Consider the following 22,751-nt stretch of genomic DNA (forward strand, 5'->3'; position numbering starts at 1 on the left):
CTTTTTAGTGAGGGTTTTGGCAAAACGACCGTGCTAAAGTCGTCTGGATGGGTGCATCTTATGGCCCGGCAATGAAGTTGAGAATGGGCAAGCTTGCAAGCCCGCCTTGCAAAAATGCGGATGGCCCGATCGGGTGAAACAACAACAAGACTTATGGCAGACGATTTCGACTGGAACGATATTCCGCTGATCCTGGCGCTGGCGCGCACCGGCAGCATGAGCGCCACGGGGCGGGAACTGGGTGTTGACGCCTCCACCATCAGCCGCAGGGTGGCGGCGGCCGAGAAGGCCCTGGACCTGCGCCTGTTCATCCGCGACAGCACGCGCTACCGGCTCACCGACGCCGGCGCCGTCTTCGTCGCCCACGGCGAGGGCGTCTATGGCAATGTCCAAAGCATGCTGCTGGCATCGACCCGCGAAGCCGACACCATCGCCGGCCCCGTGCGCATCAGCGCCATCGACTTCCTGTTCGACCACTGGCTGGTGCGCCACGTGCCGGCCCTGAACGCGCTGCACCCGGCGCTGGACGTGCACCTGCTGGCGGAAAGCCGCAACGTGTCGTTCACCCGCCGCGAGGCCGATTTCGCGCTGCGCCTGGCGCCGCCGGAAGACGACGCGGCCGTGTTGATGCGCAAGCTGGGCGAGATCGGCTGGGCCGTGTACGCGGCGCCGAAGTTCGCCCACGTGCCGCGCGCCGGATGGGGCAGCCAGCCGTGGCTCGCCTTCGAGGAGACGATGGCCCACGTGCCGGAAATGCGCTGGCTGGCCAGGCTGGAGCCTCGCGTGCGCGTGCCCCTGCGCGTGAACAGCCTGTCGACGATGGTCAACGCTTGCCGGGCCGGCGCCGGCATGGCCCTGCTGCCTTGCATCATGGGCGAGGACGACGGCTTGCGCCGGCTGTCCGGCGCCGAGGTGTACCGGGAGCTGTGGCTGCTCAGTCACCGCGACGCCGGCTCGATCGGCCGCTTCAAGGCAGTCGCCGGCTGGCTGTCGCAGGTCTACCTGGACAGCCGCGCGGGCCTGTGCGGCGAGGAACGGCCATGAAGATCCTCGTCACGGGCAGCAGCGGCCACCTGGGCGAGGCGCTGGTGCGGGTGCTGGCCGCCGCCGGCCACCAGCCGGTGGGCCTCGACTGCAGGCCGGCGCCGTTCACGACCGTCACGGCCTCGCTCGAGGATGCGGGCGCCATGCGCGCGGCCATGCGCGGCGTGGCCGGGGTGATCCACGCGGCCACGCTGCACAAGCCCCATATCGGCACGCACACGCGCAGCCAGTTCGTCACCACGAATGTGCAGGGCACGCTCAACGTGCTGGAGGCGGCCGTGGCCGAAGGCGTCGGCAGCTTCGTCATGACGAGCAGCACGAGCGTCTTCGGCGCCGCGCTGACGCCACCCCCAGGAGCGCCGGCCGCATGGGTGGACGAGACGCTCGCGCCCGTGCCGAAGAATATCTACGGCGTCACCAAGCTGGCGGCCGAGAACCTGTGCGAACTGTTCGCCCGCACGGAGAAGCTGGCCGTGGTGGTGCTGCGCACGGCGCGCTTCTTTCCGGAGGCCGACGACGACGCGGCGCTGCGGGGGCGGTATGCCGACGCCAATATCAAGGTCAACGAGCTGCTGAACCGGCGCGCCGACATCGAGGATATCGTCGAGGCCCACATGCTGGCTCTGGAACGGGCAAGCCGCATCGGTTTCGGGCGCTACATCGTCAGCGCCACCACGCCGTTCCGGCGCGAGGATGTCGCGCTGCTGCGCACCGACGCCCAGGCAGTGCTGCACCGGCGCGCGCCGCTGGCCATGGCCGAATACGCCCGGCGCGGCTGGACCCCGTTCGCCACCCTGGACCGGGTCTACGACAACACGCAGGCCCGCCAGGCGCTGGGCTGGCAGCCGCGCCACGACTTCCACGCCGTGCTGGCCCGCCTGGCGCAGTTGCCCGAGGACGCCGACATCCGCAGCCCGCTGGCGAAAATCATCGGCAGCAAGGGCTATCACGACGGTGGCGGCAGCTACCCGTTCCTATAAAGAAGCTCGCCACGCATATCGCTACCGTGCCGCACGCAACTACGGTAGAATCGTTTGGAACGATCGTGCTATTTCAAGGCGACGCAACCATGGAGACGATATGGACCTGAATTATTCAGCGCAGGACGAGGCCTTCCGGGCCGAGGTGCGCGCCTTTGTCGATGCCGAACTGCCGCCGGAACTGCAGCGCAAGGTGCGCAGCCACCTCCGGCTGTCGAAGGACGATTTCGTGCGCTGGCACCGCATCGTGGCAAAGCAGGGATGGGCCGCGCCGGCATGGCCGGTCGAATTCGGCGGGCCGGGCTGGAACGCCACGCAGCGCCATATCTGGGAAGAGGAATGCGCCCGCGCAGGCACGCCGCCGATTCTGCCGTTCGGGATCAATATGGTGGCACCCGTCATCATGGCCTTCGGTGACGACGCCCAGAAGGCCCACTACCTGCCGCGCATCCTGAACTGCGACGACTGGTGGTGCCAGGGCTACTCCGAGCCGGGCGCCGGCTCCGACCTGGCGTCGCTGAAGACCACCGCCGAACGCCAGGGCGACCATTACATCGTCAACGGCCAGAAGACGTGGACCACCCTGGGCCAGTATGCCGACATGATCTTCTGCCTGGTGCGCACGGATACGTCGGTGCGCAAGCAGGAAGGCATTTCCTTCCTGCTGATCGACATGAAGACACCGGGCATTACGGTGCGGCCCATCATCATGCTGGACGAGGAACACGAGGTTAACGAGGTCTTCTTCGACAACGTCAAGGTCCCGGTTGCGAACCTGATCGGCAAGGAAAACAAGGGCTGGACCTATGCCAAGTACCTGCTGGGCCACGAGCGCACGGGCATCGCCGCCGTGGGCCGCTCCAAGCGCGAACTGGATTTCCTGAAGAAGCTGGCCCTGCGCGAACAGAAGAACGGCAAGCCCTTGCTGCACGACCCCATGTTCGCGGCCAAGGTGGCGCATCTGGAAATCGAGCTGATGGCGCTGGAAGTGACGGTGCTGCGCACCATCGCGCAGGAGCACCAGGGCCCCGGCCCGCAGGCCTCCGTGCTGAAGGTGAAGGGCACGGAAATCCAGCAGCTGCTCACCGAACTGATGGTCGAGGCGCTGGGGCCGAATGCGCTGCCTTTCGACCCGGCCTTCCTGGAGGGCGCCGCCGAGCATGCCGCCGGTGGCGACGACGAGGGCGCGCCGCTGGCGGCGTACTACTTCAACTACCGCAAGACATCGATCTACGGTGGGTCCAACGAAATCCAGAAGAACATCATCACCGCGATGATCCTGGGCTTGTAAGGAGACGGCAATGGATTTCAGCTACAAGGAAGAACAACAGGCATTCGCCGACGCACTGCGCCGCTGGGTCGAACGCGACTACACGTTCGAGAAGCGCCGCGCCATCGTGCATTCCGAAGCGGGCGTGTCGCCCGAGGCATGGGCCACGCTGGTCGAACTGGGCATGACGGCGCTGCCCGTGCCGGAAGCACAGGGCGGCTTCGACGGCACGGCCGTGGACATGCTGGTGGTGATGCAGGAGCTGGGCCGCGGGCTCGTCGTCGAACCGTATTTCGCCACCGTGCTGGGCGCGAAATTCCTGGCCCTGGCCGGCGGCCAGGAGGCCCTGCTGGAGCGGGTCGCGGCCGGCGACCTGAAGCTGGCCTGCGCGCTGGCCGAACAGCAGTCGCGCCACGACCTCTCGGCCATCGGCGCGGTGGCCACGGGCGGCCTTGAAAATGCCGCCGTCAGCGGCGTCAAGACCGTCGTGCTGCACGGCGCCCAGGCCGATGCCTTCATCGTGTCGGCCAAGGTCGATGGCGCCATCGCGCTGTTCCTCGTCGATGCCGACACGGCCGGCGTGGCCGTGCGCGATTACCGCACCATCGACGGCATGCGGGCCGCCACCGTCAGCTTCGACCATGCGCCGGCAACGCCGCTGGGCGCGCCGGGGCAGGCCTGGGAGATCCTCGAGGCGGCCACCGACTACGGCGCCACCCTGTTGTGCGCGGAGGCCATCGGCGCGATGGATGCGCTGTTCGCCGCCACCCTGGACTACCTGAAGACGCGCCAGCAGTTCGGCGCACCGATCGGCAAGTTCCAGGCCCTGCAGCACCGCATGGCCGACATGTTCATCCACCTGGAGCAGGCCCGCTCGATCGCCATGCTGGCCGCCGTCAAGGTGGCTTCCGGCGACGCCGAGGAACGCCGGCGCGTCGTCTCCGCCGCCAAGGCGCGGGTCGGGCAGGCCGCCCAGTTCGTCGGCCAGCAGGCCGTCCAGCTGCACGGCGGCATGGGAGTGACGGACGAGTTGCCGGCCGCCCACCTGTTCAAGCGCCTGACCACCATCGGCCTGACCCTCGGCGACACGGACCATCACGTGCAGCGCTTCATCGCACAGCCGGGCTTCCAGGCCGTCGGCTGACCGGCCGGCCGGCAGCAGGTACAATGCGCCCGGCCGTCCGCCGGGCGGCTTTCGACAACGGAACGCCGCCCGCATGGACAATCCCAACGCCTTCCCGCAAGACCAGGTCGACGCCGTCTACCGCGCCATCCGTGAGCGGCGCGACGTGCGTCACTTCGTGCCCGGTGCCCTGGCGCCCGGCCAGCTGACCCGCTTCCTTGCCGCCGCCCATGCCGGCCCCAGCGTCGGGCTGATGCAGCCGTGGCGCTTCCTCCGCATCCTCGATCCGGCCCGGCGCGCCGCCATCCACGCCCTGGTGGACGAGGAGCGCCGGCGCACGGCCGAGGCCCTCGGCCAGCGGGGCGGGGAGTTCATGCGCCTGAAGGTCGAAGGCATCCTCGCCTGCGCGGAAGTGCTGGTGGTCGGCCTGATCGACGGGCGCGAGAAGTTCATCTTCGGCCGCCGCACCCTCCCCGAGATGGACATGGCGTCGGCCGCCTGCGCCATCCAGAACTTCTGGCTGGCCGCGCGGGCCGAGGGCATCGGCGTGGGCTGGGTGTCGCTGTTCGATCCCGCCCGGCTGCGTGCGCTGTGCGGCATGCCCGATGGCAGCCTGCCGATCGCCGTGCTGTGCGTGGGCCACGTGCAGGAATTCTATCCGGCACCGATGCTGGAACTGGAGAACTGGGACCGGCGCCACCCCTTGCAGGAAATCCTGTTCGAGGACAGCTGGGGTACGCGGCCGGGCGCGAACACGTAAACGTGGCTTCAATACCCGCCCGGCTTGCCCGATAAGCGCCAGGGCGGCGCCGTTGCCTGCCCGGGGTCTCGACGTCCTGCGCGGCGATATGGCGCAGGCCGTTCCTGACGATCAAGGAATCCGTCGCGAATGACGGAAACGGGCGTAGTGGTTCAACAGGTCATTGATCAATTGCTCGCTTGTGTAGCCTGTCACGTCATGATGCTGGCCACCTTCGGAACTATAGGCCATGGCACGGTAGTGCCTGCTCTCCGGCGACGCGTCCTGGGTCTCGGCCCACGCAAAACTGGGAGACCGGTAACTTCGGGCCCGGATAGTGTAGTGAAACACGCCCCGATCGCCGTGTGGCACGTTGAACTCCAGCTGGCCGTCGCGTTGCGTCGACTGGGGAACCAGTCCGCTTTGCATCATTTGTGCGGCGACAGCATCGAGTGCCGGGCGCGCCGTGCCGGCGAGGAACTCCGCGATCTTCCGCTCGTCGTAGAAACCGGTAATGCTGGCCAGGCGTTGCTGCCAGCTCAGGCCTTGTGCCGCTGACGGCGACCCGGCATCGACAGACAGGTCCATTGCCGCTCCCTCTCTCTCCGTCTGCAGGGCGCGCAGCAAGCCGTAACAGATGAACAGCATCACGACGGCAAACGGCAGGGCGCTGGCCAGCGCCGCCGTTTGAAGCGCCTTCAGGCCCCCGGCAAGCAGCAGGACTGCCGCCACGACACCGGCGCAGATGGCCCAGAAGATGCGCTGCCAGACCGGGGGATTGGGGGCCGCGCCGGAAGTGATCATATCGATGACGAGTGCCCCGGAATCGGCTGAAGTCACGAAGAAGGTGATGACGAGCAGCGTCGCGATACCGGACGCGACGATGGAAAACGGCAACTGCTCCAGTACTTCGAACAGCGCCACGGGCATGTTGTCGGCAACAGTCTGCACAATGGGAGCGACGCCGCCCAGGTCGAGCGCAATCGCGGTATTTCCAAAAACCGTCATCCACAGGAACGTAAACAGCACAGGGACCAGCAGGACCCCGGTGACAAACTGGCGGATGGTACGTCCACGCGAGATTCGCGCGATGAACATGCCGACGAACGGCGACCAGGAAATCCACCATCCCCAGTAGAAAAGCGTCCAATCGCCCAGCCACGTATTCGGCTCGTAGGCATACATGCGGAAGGTACGTTGTACCACCGCTCCCAGATAGGCGCCGATATTCTGAACAAACGCTTGAAGCAGGAAAACTGTCGATCCCGCGAAAAGGACAAAGACGAGCAGTGCGATCGCCAGGATAATGTTGAGTTCGGAGAGGCGCTTGACGCCCTTGTCGAGCCCCGTGCCGGCGGAGAGCGTCGCCATGCCGGTAATGCAGGCAATCAGCACGACCTGTACCGTCGTATTCACTGGCAAGCCGAACAGGTGAGCAAAGCCAGCATTCACTTGCAGCACGCCGAAGCCCAGCGAGGTCGCGACGCCGAACATGGTACCCAATGTGGCGAAGATGTCGATGGCGTGCCCGATCGGACCATGAATGCGTTTTCCGATCAGCGGAAACAGGGCCGAGCGCAACGTGAGTGGCAGGCCGCGCCTGAATGCAAAATAGGCGAGGGCCAGTCCGACGACAATATAAATCGCCCACGCATGCATGCCCCAGTGGAAGAACGTCAGAATCATCGCCTGGCGTGCCGCTTCGATCGTGCTGCCCTCGCCGATCGGCGGCCGCGAATAATGCTGGATGGGCTCTGCGACGCCGAAAAATAGCAGGCCGATCCCCATTCCCGCGCTGAACAGCATCGCGAACCAGGAAAGGTAGCTGTATTCCGGCTCGCTGTCGTCGGGGCCAAGCTTGACATCGCCGTAGCGGCTCAACATCAGAAAGATCACGAAGATCAGGAACAGTGCAACGGCCAGGATATAGAACCAGCCGAAATCGTGCACGATCCTGGCCTGGACGGTATCGAACACGCTGCCGGCCCGTTCGGGGAACAAGGCACCAAACAGCACGAACGCAAGAATAAGGGCGGCCGAAATGAAAAACACCGGTGGATTGACTTGCATTCTGGGCCGGCCGATGAGATGGCCGGGCGGCTTTGGATCAGTGACAGTCATTGAATGGCTTTCCTTCGCTGTAGTGGCTTGCGGGGGCAAGCGGTACATTGCACAGCCGAGCGGGCAGGACGCGCGCGCCAGCCGGGCGGAAGTCGAGGCGGAACCTTCGGGTCTTGCTCCGTGGCCGGCCCGGGCGAAGTAATGCCGAGCAGTTGTGCTGGGTGAATCGGTCGAACGCAGCTTAACATCCTGACGTCCAGGTAACGGTCCGATTGGAATGCGCGCCTTATCGCGCCGTCCTGTTTTGAAGGGATAATTGCCGGGCGGCGCTTCGCTGCCGCTTCACTTGGATCCAAACGAGCGCGGGCCTTTGGCGCAAATCCGATGCTGGCAGGGTGGTGGCGTTCGCTCAATCGCGCCGGCGCCGTCTCGTTTTCAGCGAAGCCTTGCTGGACTGTTCAGGCCGGCTTGTCGATAGCCGCCGGACAAGACCCGCTAGGGCAGCGCCTGCTGTGCACGCAGGCCCCAGGCATCGGTCCGAAAGCCGGCGCGGCAAACGGCCACGATCGGGTACAGTGATGCCTGGATATCGAGTGGTCGAGGTGGAGAGCGCCATGCTGCCTTCCCGACTGCCTCGTAGGCGCCTTATTGCCGAACCCCGATCCGCCCATTGCCTGGGCAATGATGCCCCTCCACAACCGGCTGGTGCAATGGTGGCATGACCAGACACGTCGAACAAGGATAAACCATGCGCTCTTACGCTTCCGACAGCCCGCAAGCTGTTTCCCGGCTACTTGCCCTGACCGTCATCAGCGATGGCGGCGGGTCGCCGCCGGAGATTGCAGCCAGTTATCGACTGAGCATCCTCGATGCTGCCGGGATCAAGGAAGACCTGTTCGATCAGGTCCTTCACGAGCTGTCCACCGATCTTCCGACCACCCAGGGTGGCTTGGCCATGGTGGAGACCGAAATGATTGAGAAATGTCTTGCGGAAATTGTTGAGCCAGGCCTGCGTCTGCGTTTGTGGAAAGCCATGTGGCAACTGGTTTATGCGGACGAACAAGTGGCCGATGCCGAAGTGGCGTTACTCCACATGGCCACGAAGGCTTGGGGAATAGACCCGGGGGCCAAAGGCAGCCAGTAGGTGGGCCGTAGCGGCGTCGTTGCATTCTCAATGGGACAGGTTTTCAACGTGTTCTTCACCCTCCAGGGTTGCGCGTATCCGGCGCACGTCGGCGCAGCCGTCGGCGCGAGCCGCCATCACGGCTTCGGCGACCAGCGCTGCCTTGTCCGCGGCAATTTGCACACCACGGTCTGCTGCACCGATATGGACCGCAAGCGCGATCAGGCCCTCCCTTTCCAGGGTTCGCCATTCTTCTGAACTGGCGGCGCCGCGTGTGATCTTGTCGAATATATGCTTCAAGTTGCTCTTCATGTTTCCATCCCATTCGCCAGGTTAGCCTTCAGGCGGCTCCGGTCCCAGCGGCGACACTGGAAGGCCCGTTGCGCGCAGCCGAACCGCCTGTTCATTACGCGGCTGGACCACCGTCGATCATCGAGTTCGATGCGACCTTCGCACATGATTTCGGGACGCCGGTCTTACGTTCAATTTCCTGCCAAGGCCCGCAGGGCAACGCCGGTGATATAGGCGCCGTAAGTGCCAAGTGCATAACCCAAAACGGCCAGCAGTACGCCGACAGGTGCCAGTGCGGGATGGAAGAAGCTCGCCACCACGGGTGCCGACGCTGCTGCCCCGATGTTGGCCTGTGATCCCACCGCCATCATGAACAATGGGGCACGAATCAGCTTGGCCATCAGGATCATCAGTGCGCCGTGGAAGGAAATCCAGAGCAAGCCCAGCAGGAACAGCCACGGCCGGTCAAGCAATGCGCCCAGGTCCATCTGCATGCCGATCGTTGCGACCAGCACGTACAACATGACCGCGCCGATGCGCGATGCGCCGGCACCTTCGTAGGTGCGCGCTTTCGTAAGGCTGAGCAGCAGACCGATGGTCGTGGCTGTTACGACGACCCAGAAAAATCCTGACGTCAGGCTGTAGTCGCGCAGGCGCCACCTGGCGGGCAGGGATTCGACGAAGCTGACGAAGTGCTCGGCAAGAAAATGCGACAGGCCGGTGGCGGCAAAGGCGATCGCAAGAATAACCATCAAGTCCGCCAGGGTGGGGATACGCGCGTGCAGTGCCTGGTATCGATCGATGCTGTCGCGCAGCCGGTTGAGGGCGGCCAGGTCAGCCCCTGTCCAGCGGTCGAATGCCTGGGCGCGGCTGGCGAGGAACAACAATACCGCCGTCCACAGATTGCCCACCAGGACATCGACGGCGACGAACTGGCCGAACATCGTGGCATCCACGTTGAACACTTCGCGCATGGCGGCCTGATTGGCGCCTCCACCGATCCAGGCGCCCGCCACGGTGGTCATGCCGCGCCACGTCTCGCCCGCCACCGTTTCAGGATGGATCACGCGCATCGCCTCGAACGCGACGAGCGCGCCGATCATGACGCCGGCCGTTCCAGTCAGGAACATGATGACCGCCTTCGGGCCAAGCCGGACAATTGCCTTGAAATCGATCGCCACGCACAGCAATACAAGGGAACCCGGCAGCAAATAGTCACGTGCCATCGGATACAGCTGCGACGCGGAGCCGTCGATCACGCCGGCCGTATTCAGCAGCGAAGGCAGCAGGTAGCACAGCAGCAAGGCGGGGACATAGCTGTAGAATTTCTTCCAGAATCCATTTGTTTGCGAAGACGTCCACAGCACGCCGCCAAGGATGGCGGCCAGCATACCGAAGATGACGGCGTCATTCGTAATCATAGGAGAAAGGGGCGACATGGAGGCTCCAAGTAGTGGCGTGAAGGTCAAGGAAAGAGGTCAGGGTTTGTCTCCGGCACAGAGCCGGTTGAGCAATGGTGTGACACCGGTCCCATGCAGGATGAAGCAATAAACCATTGCCGAGATCGATCGTGGCGGTGGTCATCGGCAGGCGTACAACGGTGGGCCCCGACTTTCCTTGGGCAACCTTTGACCCGCGGGGCAGGACAAGCCACCGAATGCTTTCTGCAGTTGTCCGTGACGAAGCAGAGCATGCACGACCCCACGTCTGGGTATGCCCGACGCGCCCTGGCATCAGCCTGCTGCCCCGTCGGCGGAGGAGGGCGCCGCCACCCGCCTCGCGGAAGGATGGCCGGACACGGAGCGCCGGCAGCGCGGCAAACCAGGTGGAACAATGACGCGCCAGGGCCGGCACGTGCCGGCGCCCGCATCGCGGCAATATCCAGTACGGTTGCCAGGGATGCCGCCCCCTGTCATGGGGCGGTGCCCGGGTTGCGCAGTGGTGCGTCGTCGAAGTCCATGGTTTCGGTATCGGGGTCAGACGCCAGCGGCGCGCCGAGGAACTTCAACCAGAGGAAGCCGAGCGTCCCGGCCACGAGCGATCCCAGCAGGATGGCCATCTTCGATGCATTGATCACGCCGGCCGCGCCCGTATAGGCCAGGTTGGTGATAAAAATCGACATGGTGAAGCCGATCCCTCCAAGCAGCCCAGCACCCAGCACATGGCGCCACGACAGGTCCAGCGGCAGCCGGCACAAGCCGAGCAGGACGGCACCGAAGCTGAACAGGAAGATCCCGACGGGTTTTCCCAGGACCAAGCCCAGCAGGATGCCGAGGCTGTTGGCGGACAGCAGCTCCTGGGCCCATCCGGCGCCGATCGCGATCCCCGTGTTGGCCAGGGCGAACACCGGCAGGATCAGGAAGGCGACCGGCTTGTGCAGAACATGCTCGAGCCGGTGCGAGGGCGACGTGACATCGTCCTCGGTACTCGAGTAAGGAATCGCAAACGCCAGCAGCACACCGGCGATGGTTGCGTGGACACCCGACTTGAGCATGAGGAACCACATCAGCGCGCCACCGAGCAGGTAGGGCCACAAGGAAATGTTTCGCAGCACGCGGTTCGTTGCCAGCAGTCCGGCGAACACCGCGAATGCCCCCAGCAGATACAGGAAGGACAGGTCGGCCGTGTAGAACACGGCAATGACGATAATCGCTCCAAGGTCGTCCATCACGGCCAGCGCCGTCAGGAAAACTTTCAGGGATGCCGGCACCCTGCTGCCCAGCAGGGCAAGGACGCCCAGTGCGAACGCAATGTCGGTGGCCATCGGAATGCCGATGCCGGCCTGCGTCGCCGTTCCGCGATTGAACAGGAAATGGATCAATGCCGGAATCACAATGCCGCCCGCGGCAGCCACGATCGGCAGCATGGCGTTCCGAAGGTCGGAGAGCTCACCGTTCCGGACTTCCCGCTAGAGTTCCAGGCCGATAAGCAGGAAAAAGATCGCCATCAAGGCATCGTTGACCCAATGCTCGACAGACATCCCGGCAATATGCCGGTGCCAGAATCCGAGGTACGCCTCGCTCCAAGGCGAATTTGCGAGCGCCAGCGAGACGATGGTACAGGCGATGAGCACGATGCCACCCGATTTGCCTGATTCGGTGAACTGCTTGAAGGTTTTCGACAGTCGCTTTTCGATGCGCAATTTCTTCTCCGTCTCGATGGGCTCGGGCTACGGCCATGGTGTATTGGGGAAAAGCCCGCGAAGGGCAAAGGGCTTGTCCCGGCTGGATATCAACAAGGTGCGGCTTGCCACGCCGTCACGCTAGTATCGGCAGTGGAACGTGGGAAAGAGGGCTGTACTGCTGCGCATGCGCGAGCATGCCGCGAATGCGAAAAGGCGGGGATTGCCTGGAGATGGCAAGGGGACTAGGAGGCACATGAGCAATGGACGCAAAAACGCCGCGTGGCGGCCCGACCATCGCGATTCCTGTCGCACTGAACGTGCGATCACCCAACCCCGATTATACATGCTTTGTAATCGGTCAAGTATTCAAGCGTGTGGGAAACCTGCCTGTCGCACATGCACTGCCCATCGGAGACGGCGATGAAAAGCTGCTGGCCGAATCATGGGGCGCGCGATACCGATGAAATCAACCGGGCCTGCCGCTTGCTGGCGGACGTTCGATCTTGCCGCGTCGCCTGTTCCCGATTGTCCACTGCTGCCATTGCCTGCTCGGTGGCGTGCGCGACCCGCGCAGCGGGCTCATGTACCCGCCGTCTGCTACTCAGGCACGGCGCCCAGCGACACCAGTTTCTGCTCGGCCGTCACGTGCCGTCGCTTCCACCAGAGCACCAGCCCGCTCCACAGCACGACGATCGACAGTACGTCCAACAGGGCCCACAGCAGCTTGAACGGCATGCCGCCGTAGTCGCCGAAGTGCAGCGGCTGCGACAGCATCAGCGTCGACACGTACCACGGCATCTCTGCGCTCGCCGCAACCTGGCCCGTGCGGGCGTCGATCATGACGATCGACAGCAGCTTCGACGTCACCGGCGTGTTGCCGTTCATAAAGGCGATGAAGTGCTGCGGCGTGGCGAAGCCGTTGCCGGGATAGGCCATGAAGCTGAGCGACTTGTCGGGGTGGGCCAGCTGTGCCGCGCGCACGGCCTTGTCCGCCGAGACGGGCCCCGTTACGGGCGGAACATTCGCATACGGGGCCGCCAGCGCGGCCAGCTCGGTGGCCTGCCAGGCCGCGAAGATGGGCCGGTTCAGCGCATTGATCGTGCCGGTCAGCCCTACCACCAGCAGCCACACGAGGGTGACCATGCCCAGCAGGTTGTGCTGGTCGAGCCACTTGAGCCGCGCCGCGCGGCCCCGTCGCACGGTGCCGAAACTGAGCTTCCTCATGTACGGACCGTAGACATAGATGCCCGACACGATCGACGCGCCCAGCAGCAGCCCCATGAAGCCGAGGAACAGCGTGCCGCCCAGGCCCAGGTACATGTCCGTGTGCAGGCGCAGCATCAGGTCCATGAAGCCCTGGCCCAGCGGATACTCGCTGAGGAAGGCGCCGGTGCGCGTGTCGTACGTATAAAAGGCGGTCAGGCCTTCCGAATCGATCTTCTCGGCCATGCGCACGTACAGCAGTTCCGGCTCGTCCGCCTCGGCCACGAGGAACTGCGGCACGTCCCCGGGGCGCCGCGCCTGGGCGTCGGCGACGAGCAGGTCGATATCGGCCTGGCCCGCGAGAGCTGCTTGTCCGGCCGGCAGTTGCGGCGGCTCCGCGCTGGTGCCGGTCAGGTGGCTGATCTCGTGCGAGAAGATCAGCGGCAGCCCGGTCACGCACAGCATCAGCAGGAACAGGGTACTGGCAAGGCTGGTCCATTTGTGGACGGCGTACCAGGCGCGGAAGTCCATCGTCAGAACCTCGCGTGCACGGTCAGCTCGACGCTGCGCTCGGCGCCCATCCAGCAGTTGCGCGCGCCATGGCAGGCGCCCACATAGCGCTTGTCGGCCAGGTTGCTGGCCGTCAGGCCGATGCGCCACGTGCTGTTGATCCGCACCATGGCCGCCGCGTCGAACAGCGTGTATGACGGCACCGTCGCCGTGTTGGCTTCGTCCATCTGGCTGGTGCCGACATGGCGCGCGCCGGCGCTGAGGTCGAGCGTGTCGAGCGGCGTGTAGGTCAGCCACAGCGATGCCTGCTTGTCGGCCACCCAGACGGGCGTCTTGCCGACCAGGGCGGGATCGAGGGCGTTCTTCGTGACTTCCATGTCCAGGCGGGTCAGGCCGAGCGTGAAGTCGAGGCGGTCGGTGACGGCCTGGTTCCACGACAGCTCGACGCCCTTGGACTGCACCTCGCCGTTCTGGGTGTACTGGTTGAACGTGGGCGTGTTGACGACGACGTTCTGCTTGCGGATGTCGAACCAGGCCGCCGTCAGCTGGGTGCGGCCGTCCGGCGACTTGTACTTGATGCCCGCTTCCTTCTGTTTCGCCGTGGTGGGTTTGAAGGCCTGCCCGCTGAGCGAGTCGACGCCCGATGCCGGCTCGAACGACGTCGAGTAGTTCAGGTAGGGCGCCAGGCCGTTGGCGAAGGCGTAGATCGCGGCGGCGCGGCCGCTGGTCTTTTCCTGGGCGACGGACGTGGTCGATGCCGATGGCGCGCCGGCGTAGCTGGAGGCGTTCGCGTCCTCGCTGCGGTAGCGGTCGCGGCGCATGCCGCCGATCACGGTGAGCGCGCCGACCTTCACTTCATCCTGCAGGTAAAGGCCCAGCTGCGACTGGCGGATCGCGTGCCGTTCCGTATAGAAGTCGAAGGGCAGGGCGGCGGCATCGAACAGGAAGTGGTTCGGGTTGGCCAGGTCGATCGACGGTGTATCGGTGCCCAGGGTGTCGCCATAGCTGACGCCGGAGCGCAGCTTCTGGTAGTCGACGCCGGCCAGCAGACGGTGTTGCAGTGCGCCCGCCGCCAGCCGGAACGCCAGCTGGTTGTCGACCACGTAGCCGTGCTGGGTCTCGTCGGTGAAGTAGGCGGCGCGGGTCAAGCTGCGGCCATCGTCCCGCAGGCCGTTGTTGTAGGTATTGCGCTGCAGGCCCTTGGCCTTCGTGTAGCGCAGGTTCTGCAGGAACTTGACGTTGTCGTTGAACGCATGCTCGAACTTCCAGCCGGCCATCGTGACCTCGCGCTGCATGCCCGACCAGCGGGCGTCGCCGGCAAAGGTGTCGGACGGGAGGAAGCCATACGCTGCCTGGCGCACGGTGCCCAGCGCCGGCAGCGGCGTCGATGGAATCAGTGCCGGATCGTCCTGGTAGTACACGTTTACTTGCAGCCGGGTGGCGGGGCTGATGCGCCACGTCACCGACGGCGCGACGAGGCGGCGCTCCTCCTTCGTCGTGGCCTGCTGGCCGTCGCGTTCGCGCGCCAGGGCGACCACGCGGTAGTCGACATCCTTCGACAGGGCGCCGGTGCTGTCGACGCCCATTTCGCGCAGGTCGTTCGTGCCCACGCGGGCGCGGATTTCCGTCTCCTGCCGCGAGCGGGGCAGCTTGGCCGTCTGGTTGACCATGCCGCCGGGCGGCGCGGCGCCGTACAACACGGAGGCGGGGCCCTTCAGGATCTCGACGCTGTCGGTGGCGAACATGTCGACCTGGGGCGCCAGGTTCCACAGGCCGTTGTACTGCAGCGGCAGGCCGTCATAGTAATTGCGGTAGCTCTCGAACCCGCGGATCGTGTACTGGTCGAAGATCGTCACGGTCGGCCGGCTTTCCGGCGTCACGCCGGGCACGTAGCGCAAGGCCTCGTTGACGCTGTCGGCCTGGCGCGCGGCCAGCTGCTCGTTGCCATAGACCTCGTAGCTCATCGGCGCCTCGAGCGGCTTCAGGTCCGACTTCGTGCCCGTGGTCCGGTAGCTGGTGGCGCTGACGATCACCTGCGCGGTCTCGCGGGTGGCGTCCTGGGTCCAGGCGGCGGGCGCGATGGTGCTGAGCACGCACAGGCCGACCAGCCCGCGGCGCGTTTTCGGGGCAAACGACATAAGCAGGGGTTTTCCAGATGAATGATAATGATTCTTATTCATAAATTATCCGGTCGGATGCCGGCCGTGTCAACTCGCTGTCCGGCCGGGCAGGGAAGTCTCGCCCCAACGCAAGCCGCCACCTGGGGACCGGTTGCTGATTTTCTTGCAATTGCCTCTATGCCCCCCTATACTTCGCCCGTAGTTTTGCTTCCGGTATCGACCAGCGCACGCTGGCCGATTTAAATGGGAAGCCGGTGCGCCGCCCTCCGGGCGGCAATGCCGGCGCTGCCCCCGCAACGGTAAGCGAGTCAAAGGAACCGCAGGATGCCACTGTGCTCGATGCATGGGAAGGCGCTGTTCCAGGTCGTCGCAGGACGCCACTCGCCAGCCCGGAAACCAGCCCGAAGCAGTCAGCACGTTGATATCGCGGAGGGCGGTACGGTGGAGAACTGCAAGGGTAGTGCCGCCGCCCGGCGTGCGCGTCTTCCTGCTTCGCGTTTCCTCATCCAGCACCAACCTCCCGATCGCGGCGTTCCATCGACCGTTACCGCACCAGGAGGATCAGCATGTCCGTTACCCCAGTTTCCCTCGGCACCGCCGGGGCATCGGCCCGACCCCTCGCCCTGAAACAACGCCTGCTGCCGGCCCTGGCCGCCGCCGGCCTGGGCGTCATCCTGCTGTTCGGCGCCGGCTTTGCGCCGATGGAGGCGTTGCACAACGCCGCCCACGACAGCCGCCACTCAGCAGGCTTCCCGTGCCATTGAACGGCAACGCGGCACCGGCCGTGGCGGGCGGGCGCGGCATCTTCCAGCGCATCGTTGCCACGGGCGCGGCGGCCGGCATCGTCGCCGGCCTGCTGCTGGTGGGCGTGCAGCATCTGCAGGTGACGCAGATCATCCGTACCGCCGAGACCTACGAAGCGGCGGCAGCGACTATGCCGGCCGCACCGGTGGCGGCGCACGGCCATGCGCAAGCTGGTGAACATAGGCAGGGACAAGCGCACGAGCAAGCGCACGAACAGGCGCACGAACATGAGCAAGAACATGAGCAAGAACATGAGCATGGCGGCTGGCAGCCGGAGGCGGGCCTCGAGCGCAGCTTCTACACGGCCGTGGCCGACGTCAGCATGGCCGTCGGCTACGCGCTGCTGCTGGCCGCGATCCTCACCGTGCGCGATGCGCCCGTGAACTGGCGCAAGGGCCTGCTGTGGGGTGCTGGCGGCTACCTGGTGGTGTTCGTGGCGCCGTCCCTCGGCCTGCCGCCGGAACTGCCGGGCACCACGGCCGCGCCCGTGATGCTGCGCCAGGCGTGGTGGCTCGGCACGGCGCTGGCCACGGCCGTCAGCCTGGCCCTGCTGGTGTGGGCGCGCCATCCGGCACTCAAGCTGGCCGCCTGCGTGCTGCTGTGCGTGCCCCACTTCGTGGGCGCGCCGCAGCCGCCGCTGCATGGCAGCGTGGCGCCCGAGTCGCTGGCGCGCAGCTTCATCGTCGCCTCGGCTATCGCCAATGCCGTGTTCTGGCTGGCCCTGGGCGCCCTGACGGCCGCCTTCCACAAGCGCTTCAACGACTGATGCGCGCGCACGACCGTCATGTCTTCATGTGCGTGGGTCCACGCTGCACGGCCGAGGAGGGCCGGGCCCAGGCCGTGTTCGAGCGCATGGGTGAAATGATCGACGCCCATCCGGACCTGGCCGTCAAGCGCACCCGCACGCACTGCATGGTGGCGTGCAAGTTCGAAGGACCCGTGCTGGTGGTCTACCCGGAAGGCACGTGGTACCAGCGCGTCGACGAAGCGGCTGCCGCGCGCATCGTGGCCGAACACCTCGTCGCCGGGCGTGAAGTGGCGGACCTGGTCTTCCACCGCCTCGGCAGCGGCGACACGTGCGTGCCGGAGCCGAAGTAATGAACGCCATTGTCCTCCTGACGCACGCGTCGAACGACCTGACGGTGCTGCACCAGGCCAGAGGCCAGCTGCCTGCCTGCTTCGGCCCTGTCGCGGGCGTCAACCTGCAGGCGCGCGACGGCATCGACCCCGGCGAGCTGCAAGGTGCCCGCGTCGTCATCGTGCGCGTGCTGGGCCGCCCCGGCGCCGTGCCGGGCTTCGTCGAACTGGTGGAGCAGGCGCGCCGCCAGGGACGGCACCTGGTCGTCGTCAGCGGCACGGGCGAACCCGATCCCGAGCTGGCGGCCCTGTCCACCGTCGCTCCCGCCGTGGCGCAAATGACCTTGGCCTACTTCCAGGCCGGCGGCAGCGCCAACCTGGCGCAGCTGCTGCGCTACCTGTCGGACCACCTGCTGCTGACGGGCCACGGCTTCGAGCCTGCGCAGCCGCTGCCGGAGCACGGCATCCATCACCCGGACCTGGCGCCCGACGCCACGACCGCACAGTGGCTGGCCCTGCGCGACCCGTCCCGGCCCAGCGCCGGCATCGTGTTCTACCGGGCCCACTGGATGAGCGGCAATACTGCCTTTGTCGACGCGCTGCTGGCGGCGCTGGAGGCGCGCGGCATGAACGTGCTGCCCGTGTTCACGTCGTCGCTGCGCGCCGGCGCCGGCGAAGGCCTGCCGGAAGCGCTGCGCTGGTTCGGCAGCGCCGGCCAGCCCCACGTCGATGTCCTCATCAACACGACGTCGTTCGCCATGGGCGAGATCACGCCGGGCGGCCCCACGCCGGCCGGCTGGTCCGTCGGCGTGCTCGAGGCGCTGGGCGCGCCCGTGCTGCAGGCCATCACCAGCGGCATGACGCTGGCGCAGTGGCAGCAGTCGGCGCGGGGCCTGAATCCCCTCGACACGGCCATGAACGTCGTGCTGCCCGAGTTCGACGGGCGCCTGATCACGGTGCCGCTGTCGTTCAAGGAACGCGCGGCCGACTTGCCGGGCGAAGCCGTCGAATACCACCCGCTGGCGGACCGGGTGGCGCGCATCGCCGGCATCGCCGCGCGCCAGGCGCGCCTGCGCCGGGTGCCGAACGAGGCCAAGCGCATCGCCTTCATGTTCACGAACTCCAGCAGCAAGGCCTCGCAGATCGGCAATGCCGTCGGGCTGGACGCGCCCGCCTCGCTGATGCGCATCCTGGCCGCGATGGCCGATGCCGGCTACGACGTCGGCACGCTGCCGGAAGACGGCACGGCCCTGATCCACGACCTGGTGGCGCGCTGTTCCTACGACACCATCCACCTGACCGACGAGCAGCTGGCCCGTGCGGCCGGCCGCGTGCCGGCGGCGCGCTATGCCGAATGGTTCGCCGAACTGCCCCCATCGCTGCAGGAGAAGATGACGGCGCAGTGGGGCGCGCCGCCAGGCGAGGCCTACCTGCACGATGGCCACCTGGCACTGGCCGGCATCGCACTGGGCAAGGTTTTCGTCGCGCTGCAGCCGCCGCGCGGGTACGGCATGGACCCGGATGCCATCTACCACCAGCCCGACCTGCCGCCCACGCACCACTACCTGGCCCTGTACCGCTGGCTGCGCGACGAGTGGGGCGCGGACGCCATCGTCCACGTCGGCAAGCACGGCACGATGGAATGGCTGCCGGGGAAGGGTGTCGGCCTGTCGGAGGATTGCTTCCCCGACGCGCTGCTGGGCGACCTGCCCCTGTTCTACCCCTTCATCATCAACGATCCGGGCGAAGGTTCGCAAGCCAAGCGGCGTGCCCACGCCGTCGTGGTGGACCACCTGACACCGCCGATGACGACGGCCGATACCTACGGCGCGCTGGCCCAGTTGACGCAGCTGGTGGACGAGTACTACCAGGTCGAGGTGCTGGACCCGGCCAAGCTGCCGCTGCTGCAGGAGCAGATCTGGGCGCTGGTGAAGCAGACCAACCTCGATGCCGACCTGCGTATGCGGCTGCTTCACCACGATCACGACCACGACCACGATCATGCGCACGGTCATGGCCACCACGACCACGGCCATCATCACCATGCTCACGGCCACGATCATGATCACGACCACGACCACGATCACGACCACGATCACGATCACGACCACGAACTGCCGGCGGCGCTGGCGGCGATGGGCGGCTCGGACGTGGCCCACCTGATCGAAGACCTGGACGGCTACCTGTGCGAACTGGGTTCGGCGCAGATCCGTGACGGCCTGCACATCCTGGGCCGCTGCCCGGACCACGAGCAGATGCCGGACATGCTGGTGTCGCTGACGCGCCTGCCGAACCTGGACGTGCCGGGCCTGCAGGCCGCCGTCGCTGCGCTGTTCGGCCTGACCCTGGATCTGCTGCTGGACCAGCCTGGCCGGCCTGCCGCCCACCGCACGCTGAACGTCACGCCGGCGCTGGCAAGGCTCAGCGGCCGCGCCGTCGTCTCGCGCGCCAATGCGCTCGACGCCATTGACCTGCTGTGCCGCCGCCTGTTCGTCGAGCTGCGCGAAATGGCCTACGACTCCGGCGCCATTGACGCCGTGCTCGACCGCGTGTTCGGCACGCTCGACGCAACGGACGTGACGGCGCCCCGTCTGCAACCGGCCGTGCGCGCCAAGGTCGGCGTCGTCGGCCAACTGGCCAGGGCGCGCCCCCGCGCGGTCACCCCGCCGGCAAGCGTGGTGCCACCGACCCAGGCGACGCCGCAGGGACCGCAGCGCTTCGCCGCCGTGCGCCGCGTGCTGGAATTCGCCTGCCGCGAGCTGGTGCCGAAGCTGGCCCGGACCACCGATGAGATCGACAACCTGCTGGCCGGCCTGTCCGGCCGCTACGTGCCGGCGGGGCCCAGCGGCTCGCCCACGCGCGGCATGGCCCATATCCTGCCGACGGGGCGCAATTTCTATTCCGTCGATCCCCGCAGCGTGCCGTCGCAATCGGCGTGGCGCGTGGGCCAGCAGCTGGCGCGCGAGGTACTGGAGCGGCACCGGAGCGAGACGGGCGACTATCCGGAAAGCGTGGCCGTCAGCGTATGGGGCACGAGCGCCATGCGCACGCATGGCGACGACGTGGCGCAGATCCTGGCGCTGCTGGGCGCGCGCCCCGTGTGGCGGGCCGAGAGCCGCCAGGTGAGCGGCGTGGAAGTGGTACCCCTGGCGGAGCTGAAGCGGCCCCGCATCGACGTCACCACGCGCATCAGCGGTTTCTTCCGCGACGCCTTCCCCCAGTTGATCGACCTGATCGACGACGCCGTGCGCCAGGTGATCGCGCTGGACGAAGGCCCGGAAGAGAACTTCGTGCGCAAGCACTACCTGGCCGACGTTGCCGACGCCGTCGGGCAGGGGCTGGACCCGCGCGACGCAGCCGAGCGGGCCGGCTACCGCATCTTCGGGGCCAAGCCGGGCAGCTATGGCGCCGGCGTGCTGCCGCTGATCCAGCACCGCAACTGGGAGGGCGACGCCGACTTCGCCGAAGCCTATGTCAACTGGGGCGGCTATGCCTACGCCCGCGGCACCCAGGGCAGCGACCAGCGCGACGCCTTCCGCACCCGGCTGGCCGGCGTGCAGGTGGCCCTGCACAACCAGGACAACCGCGAGCACGACATCTTCGACAGCGACGACTACCTGCAATTCCACGGCGGCATGATCGCCACGATCCGTGCCTTGTCCGGCCAGCAGCCGCGGCATTATTTCGGCGACAGCCATGACCCGGCCCGGGCCCAGGTGCGCGACCTGAAGGAAGAAACCCTGCGCGTGTTCCGCTCGCGCGTCGTCAATCCGAAGTGGCTCGACAGCATCCGCCGCCACGGCTACAAGGGCGGCCTGGAACTGACGGCCACCGTCGACTACCTGTTCGGCTACGACGCCACGGCGCGCGTGATGGACGACTGGATGTACGAGGACGTGGCGCAATCCTACGGCTTCGACCCCGTCATGCAGCAGTTCCTGGCCGAAGCCAACCCGTGGGCGCAGAACGCCATCGCCGAACGCCTGCTGGAAGCGGCGGGACGGGGCATGTGGGCCGAGCCGAAGCCCGAGACCCTCGAGCGGCTGCGCGCGCTGTACCTGGCCAGCGAAGCGGCGCTGGAACAACGCGGCGAAACGGCCCGGCACGGAACTACGCCATGACCACGACTGTCTTTCCATTCGACGCCATCGTCGGCCAGCGGCAATTGCGCGACGCGCTGCTGCTGTGCGCCGTCGATCCTTCCATCGGCGGCGTGCTGGTGCGGGGCGACAAGGGCACGGCCAAGAGCACGGCCGCCCGTGCACTGGCCGATGTCCTGCCGGCCATCGACCGAACGCCCGGTTGCGCCTTCAACTGCGCGCCCGGCCAGCCCTGCGAGCAATGCGCTACCTGCGGCGACGGCGGCGCGCCGCAAGCATCCGCCGTGCCCTTCGTGACCTTGCCGCTCGGTGCGACCGAGGACCGCGTGCTGGGCAGCCTGGATATCGCCACGGCCCTGCAGGGCGGCCGGCGCGCCTTCCAGCCTGGCCTGCTGGCCGGCGCCCACCGGGGCATCCTGTACATCGACGAAGTCAACCTGCTGGCCGACCACCTGGTGGACGTGCTGCTGGACGTGGCGACATCCGGCGTCAACAGCGTGCAGCGCGACGGCCTGGCGCTGTCCCACCCGGCCCGCTTCACCCTGGTGGGCACGATGAACCTGGAGGAGGGCGACCTGCGTCCGCAACTGCTGGACCGCTTCGGCTTGATGGTGGAAGTCACGGCCCCGCGCGAAAAGGCCGAGCGCAGCGAAGTGGTACGGCGCCGGATTGCCTTCGAGGCCGATCCGGCCGCCTTCCACGCCGCGTGGCACGGTGCGCAGCAGGCCTTGCGCGAGCGACTCGCCACGGCGCAGCGCCTGCTTCCGGACGTGCAGCTGGACGATGCGATGCTGGACCTGATCAGCCACCTGTGCTGCGAATTCGACGTGGCCAGCCTGCGTGCCGACATCGTCATGCACAAGGCGGCGCGCGCCATGGCGGCGCTGGACCATCGCACCCGCGTCACGCCGGACGATCTGCGCAGCGCCGCGCAACTGGTGCTGCCGCACCGGCGCCGGCGCAAGCCCTTCGAGCAGCCGGGCCTGGACCAGTCGCGGCTGGACGAACTGCTGGCACCGCCGCCACCACCGCCCCCGGCCGAAGAACAGGGCGACGGCGATGCAGGTGAGGAGCAGGCACCGGAGACGCCTGGAGACGACGCCGCCGGCCAGGTCTTCGCCGCTGCCGCCGCCGGCGCCGCGCCCGAACTGCGGGTCGAGGCGGCAGCGGCGAAGACCTGGC

The 22,751-nt window shown here is 66.7% G+C and carries 16 protein-coding genes, 1 pseudogene and 1 riboswitch; of the genes and pseudogenes, 11 read left to right on the forward strand and 6 right to left on the reverse strand.

All coding sequences use genetic code 11. The annotated features are described in order from the left end of the window. Nucleotides 1-153: 153 nt before the first annotated feature. The 5 genes from GM672_RS17405 to bluB all read left to right on the forward strand — a co-directional run bounded on the left by GM672_RS17405 (nt 154) and on the right by bluB (nt 5,177). The gene (locus GM672_RS17405) at nt 154-1,044 is read left to right on the forward strand and encodes a LysR family transcriptional regulator (protein ID WP_155471802.1); all 891 of its coding nucleotides are present in this window, start codon (nt 154-156) and stop codon (nt 1,042-1,044) included. Continuing rightward, nucleotides 1,041-2,024, forward strand: coding sequence for an NAD-dependent epimerase/dehydratase family protein (locus tag GM672_RS17410; RefSeq protein ID WP_155471803.1), 984 nt, complete (start codon nt 1,041-1,043; stop codon nt 2,022-2,024). The genes GM672_RS17405 and GM672_RS17410 overlap by 4 nt, the downstream gene beginning before the upstream one ends. A gap of 100 nt (nt 2,025-2,124) precedes the next feature. After that, nucleotides 2,125-3,315 (forward strand): acyl-CoA dehydrogenase family protein, encoded by a 1,191-nt coding sequence (locus GM672_RS17415; protein WP_155471804.1) that lies wholly within the window; start codon nt 2,125-2,127, stop codon nt 3,313-3,315. A gap of 10 nt (nt 3,316-3,325) precedes the next feature. Continuing rightward, nucleotides 3,326-4,438 carry an acyl-CoA dehydrogenase family protein gene (locus GM672_RS17420; RefSeq protein ID WP_155471805.1) on the forward strand — a complete coding sequence of 371 codons (1,113 nt, stop codon included), beginning with the start codon at nt 3,326-3,328 and terminating at the stop codon, nt 4,436-4,438. A gap of 73 nt (nt 4,439-4,511) precedes the next feature. Then, on the forward strand, nt 4,512-5,177 hold the full coding sequence (gene bluB, locus GM672_RS17425) for a 5,6-dimethylbenzimidazole synthase (protein ID WP_155471806.1): 666 nt from the start codon (nt 4,512-4,514) through the stop codon (nt 5,175-5,177). Between the two features lie 111 nt (nt 5,178-5,288). Here bluB and GM672_RS17430 read toward each other — a convergent pair whose 3' ends face one another. Then, the gene (locus GM672_RS17430; protein ID WP_229417794.1) at nt 5,289-7,277 is read right to left on the reverse strand and encodes a BCCT family transporter; all 1,989 of its coding nucleotides are present in this window, start codon (nt 7,275-7,277) and stop codon (nt 5,289-5,291) included. A gap of 688 nt (nt 7,278-7,965) precedes the next feature. On the opposite strand from GM672_RS17430, the gene GM672_RS17435 reads away from it, so the two are divergent. Next, on the forward strand, nt 7,966-8,361 hold the full coding sequence (locus tag GM672_RS17435) for a TerB family tellurite resistance protein (protein ID WP_155471807.1): 396 nt from the start codon (nt 7,966-7,968) through the stop codon (nt 8,359-8,361). 27 nt (nt 8,362-8,388) lie between these two features. Here GM672_RS17435 and GM672_RS17440 read toward each other — a convergent pair whose 3' ends face one another. The 5 genes and pseudogenes from GM672_RS17440 to GM672_RS17460 form a co-directional block, all read right to left on the reverse strand. Next, complete coding sequence (locus tag GM672_RS17440) at nt 8,389-8,652, reverse strand: hypothetical protein (protein WP_155471808.1); 264 nt, start codon at nt 8,650-8,652, stop codon at nt 8,389-8,391. 170 nt (nt 8,653-8,822) lie between these two features. Beyond that, nucleotides 8,823-10,070: a DUF819 family protein gene (locus tag GM672_RS17445; RefSeq protein ID WP_155471809.1), complete on the reverse strand. Its 1,248-nt coding sequence runs from the start codon at nt 10,068-10,070 to the stop codon at nt 8,823-8,825. A gap of 473 nt (nt 10,071-10,543) precedes the next feature. Then, nucleotides 10,544-11,773: pseudogene (nhaA, locus tag GM672_RS17450) on the reverse strand (Na+/H+ antiporter NhaA). A 579-nt stretch (nt 11,774-12,352) separates the two neighbouring features. Beyond that, nucleotides 12,353-13,489: a PepSY-associated TM helix domain-containing protein gene (locus GM672_RS17455; RefSeq protein WP_155471810.1), complete on the reverse strand. Its 1,137-nt coding sequence runs from the start codon at nt 13,487-13,489 to the stop codon at nt 12,353-12,355. Between the two features lie 2 nt (nt 13,490-13,491). Next, the gene (locus GM672_RS17460; RefSeq protein ID WP_155471811.1) at nt 13,492-15,606 is read right to left on the reverse strand and encodes a TonB-dependent siderophore receptor; all 2,115 of its coding nucleotides are present in this window, start codon (nt 15,604-15,606) and stop codon (nt 13,492-13,494) included. A 176-nt stretch (nt 15,607-15,782) separates the two neighbouring features. Continuing rightward, nucleotides 15,783-16,007, forward strand: a riboswitch (cobalamin riboswitch). A 147-nt stretch (nt 16,008-16,154) separates the two neighbouring features. On the opposite strand from GM672_RS17460, the gene GM672_RS17465 reads away from it, so the two are divergent. From GM672_RS17465 to GM672_RS17485, 5 genes are all read left to right on the forward strand, one after another. Continuing rightward, nucleotides 16,155-16,352 carry a CbtB domain-containing protein gene (locus tag GM672_RS17465; RefSeq protein WP_155471812.1) on the forward strand — a complete coding sequence of 66 codons (198 nt, stop codon included), beginning with the start codon at nt 16,155-16,157 and terminating at the stop codon, nt 16,350-16,352. Then, a complete protein-coding gene (locus GM672_RS17470) occupies nt 16,343-17,158 on the forward strand; it encodes a CbtA family protein (protein ID WP_229427738.1) in 816 nt (271 codons plus the stop codon). The genes GM672_RS17465 and GM672_RS17470 overlap by 10 nt, the downstream gene beginning before the upstream one ends. Further along, nucleotides 17,158-17,490: a (2Fe-2S) ferredoxin domain-containing protein gene (locus GM672_RS17475; RefSeq protein ID WP_155471813.1), complete on the forward strand. Its 333-nt coding sequence runs from the start codon at nt 17,158-17,160 to the stop codon at nt 17,488-17,490. Before GM672_RS17470 ends, GM672_RS17475 begins: the two co-directional genes overlap by 1 nt. Continuing rightward, the gene (locus GM672_RS17480) at nt 17,490-21,590 is read left to right on the forward strand and encodes a cobaltochelatase subunit CobN (RefSeq protein WP_188916012.1); all 4,101 of its coding nucleotides are present in this window, start codon (nt 17,490-17,492) and stop codon (nt 21,588-21,590) included. Before GM672_RS17475 ends, GM672_RS17480 begins: the two co-directional genes overlap by 1 nt. Further along, the coding region (locus tag GM672_RS17485) for a magnesium chelatase ATPase subunit I (RefSeq protein WP_155471814.1) at nt 21,587-22,751 on the forward strand (1,165 nt) is incomplete at its 3' end. The genes GM672_RS17480 and GM672_RS17485, both read left to right, overlap by 4 nt.

It is taken from the genome of Pseudoduganella buxea (assembly GCF_009720835.1).
GTDB classification, from domain to species: Bacteria; Pseudomonadota; Gammaproteobacteria; order Burkholderiales; family Burkholderiaceae_D; genus Rugamonas; species Rugamonas buxea.

What these genes read in the sequence shown, in the direction of transcription:
- GM672_RS17465 (WP_155471812.1), top strand. Translation starts at nt 16,155, where the DNA reads ATGTCCGTTACCCCAGTTTCCCTCGGCACCGCCGGGGCATCGGCCCGA.
- GM672_RS17420 (WP_155471805.1), top strand. Translation starts at nt 3,326, where the DNA reads ATGGATTTCAGCTACAAGGAAGAACAACAGGCATTCGCCGACGCACTG.
- GM672_RS17415 (WP_155471804.1), top strand. Translation starts at nt 2,125, where the DNA reads ATGGACCTGAATTATTCAGCGCAGGACGAGGCCTTCCGGGCCGAGGTG.
- GM672_RS17460 (WP_155471811.1), bottom strand. Translation starts at nt 15,606, where the DNA reads ATGTCGTTTGCCCCGAAAACGCGCCGCGGGCTGGTCGGCCTGTGCGTG.
- GM672_RS17410 (WP_155471803.1), top strand. Translation starts at nt 1,041, where the DNA reads ATGAAGATCCTCGTCACGGGCAGCAGCGGCCACCTGGGCGAGGCGCTG.
- GM672_RS17430 (WP_229417794.1), bottom strand. Translation starts at nt 7,277, where the DNA reads ATGACTGTCACTGATCCAAAGCCGCCCGGCCATCTCATCGGCCGGCCC.
- GM672_RS17440 (WP_155471808.1), bottom strand. Translation starts at nt 8,652, where the DNA reads ATGAAGAGCAACTTGAAGCATATATTCGACAAGATCACACGCGGCGCC.
- GM672_RS17445 (WP_155471809.1), bottom strand. Translation starts at nt 10,070, where the DNA reads ATGTCGCCCCTTTCTCCTATGATTACGAATGACGCCGTCATCTTCGGT.
- bluB (WP_155471806.1), top strand. Translation starts at nt 4,512, where the DNA reads ATGGACAATCCCAACGCCTTCCCGCAAGACCAGGTCGACGCCGTCTAC.
- GM672_RS17435 (WP_155471807.1), top strand. Translation starts at nt 7,966, where the DNA reads ATGCGCTCTTACGCTTCCGACAGCCCGCAAGCTGTTTCCCGGCTACTT.
- GM672_RS17475 (WP_155471813.1), top strand. Translation starts at nt 17,158, where the DNA reads ATGCGCGCGCACGACCGTCATGTCTTCATGTGCGTGGGTCCACGCTGC.
- GM672_RS17480 (WP_188916012.1), top strand. Translation starts at nt 17,490, where the DNA reads ATGAACGCCATTGTCCTCCTGACGCACGCGTCGAACGACCTGACGGTG.
- GM672_RS17405 (WP_155471802.1), top strand. Translation starts at nt 154, where the DNA reads ATGGCAGACGATTTCGACTGGAACGATATTCCGCTGATCCTGGCGCTG.
- GM672_RS17455 (WP_155471810.1), bottom strand. Translation starts at nt 13,489, where the DNA reads ATGGACTTCCGCGCCTGGTACGCCGTCCACAAATGGACCAGCCTTGCC.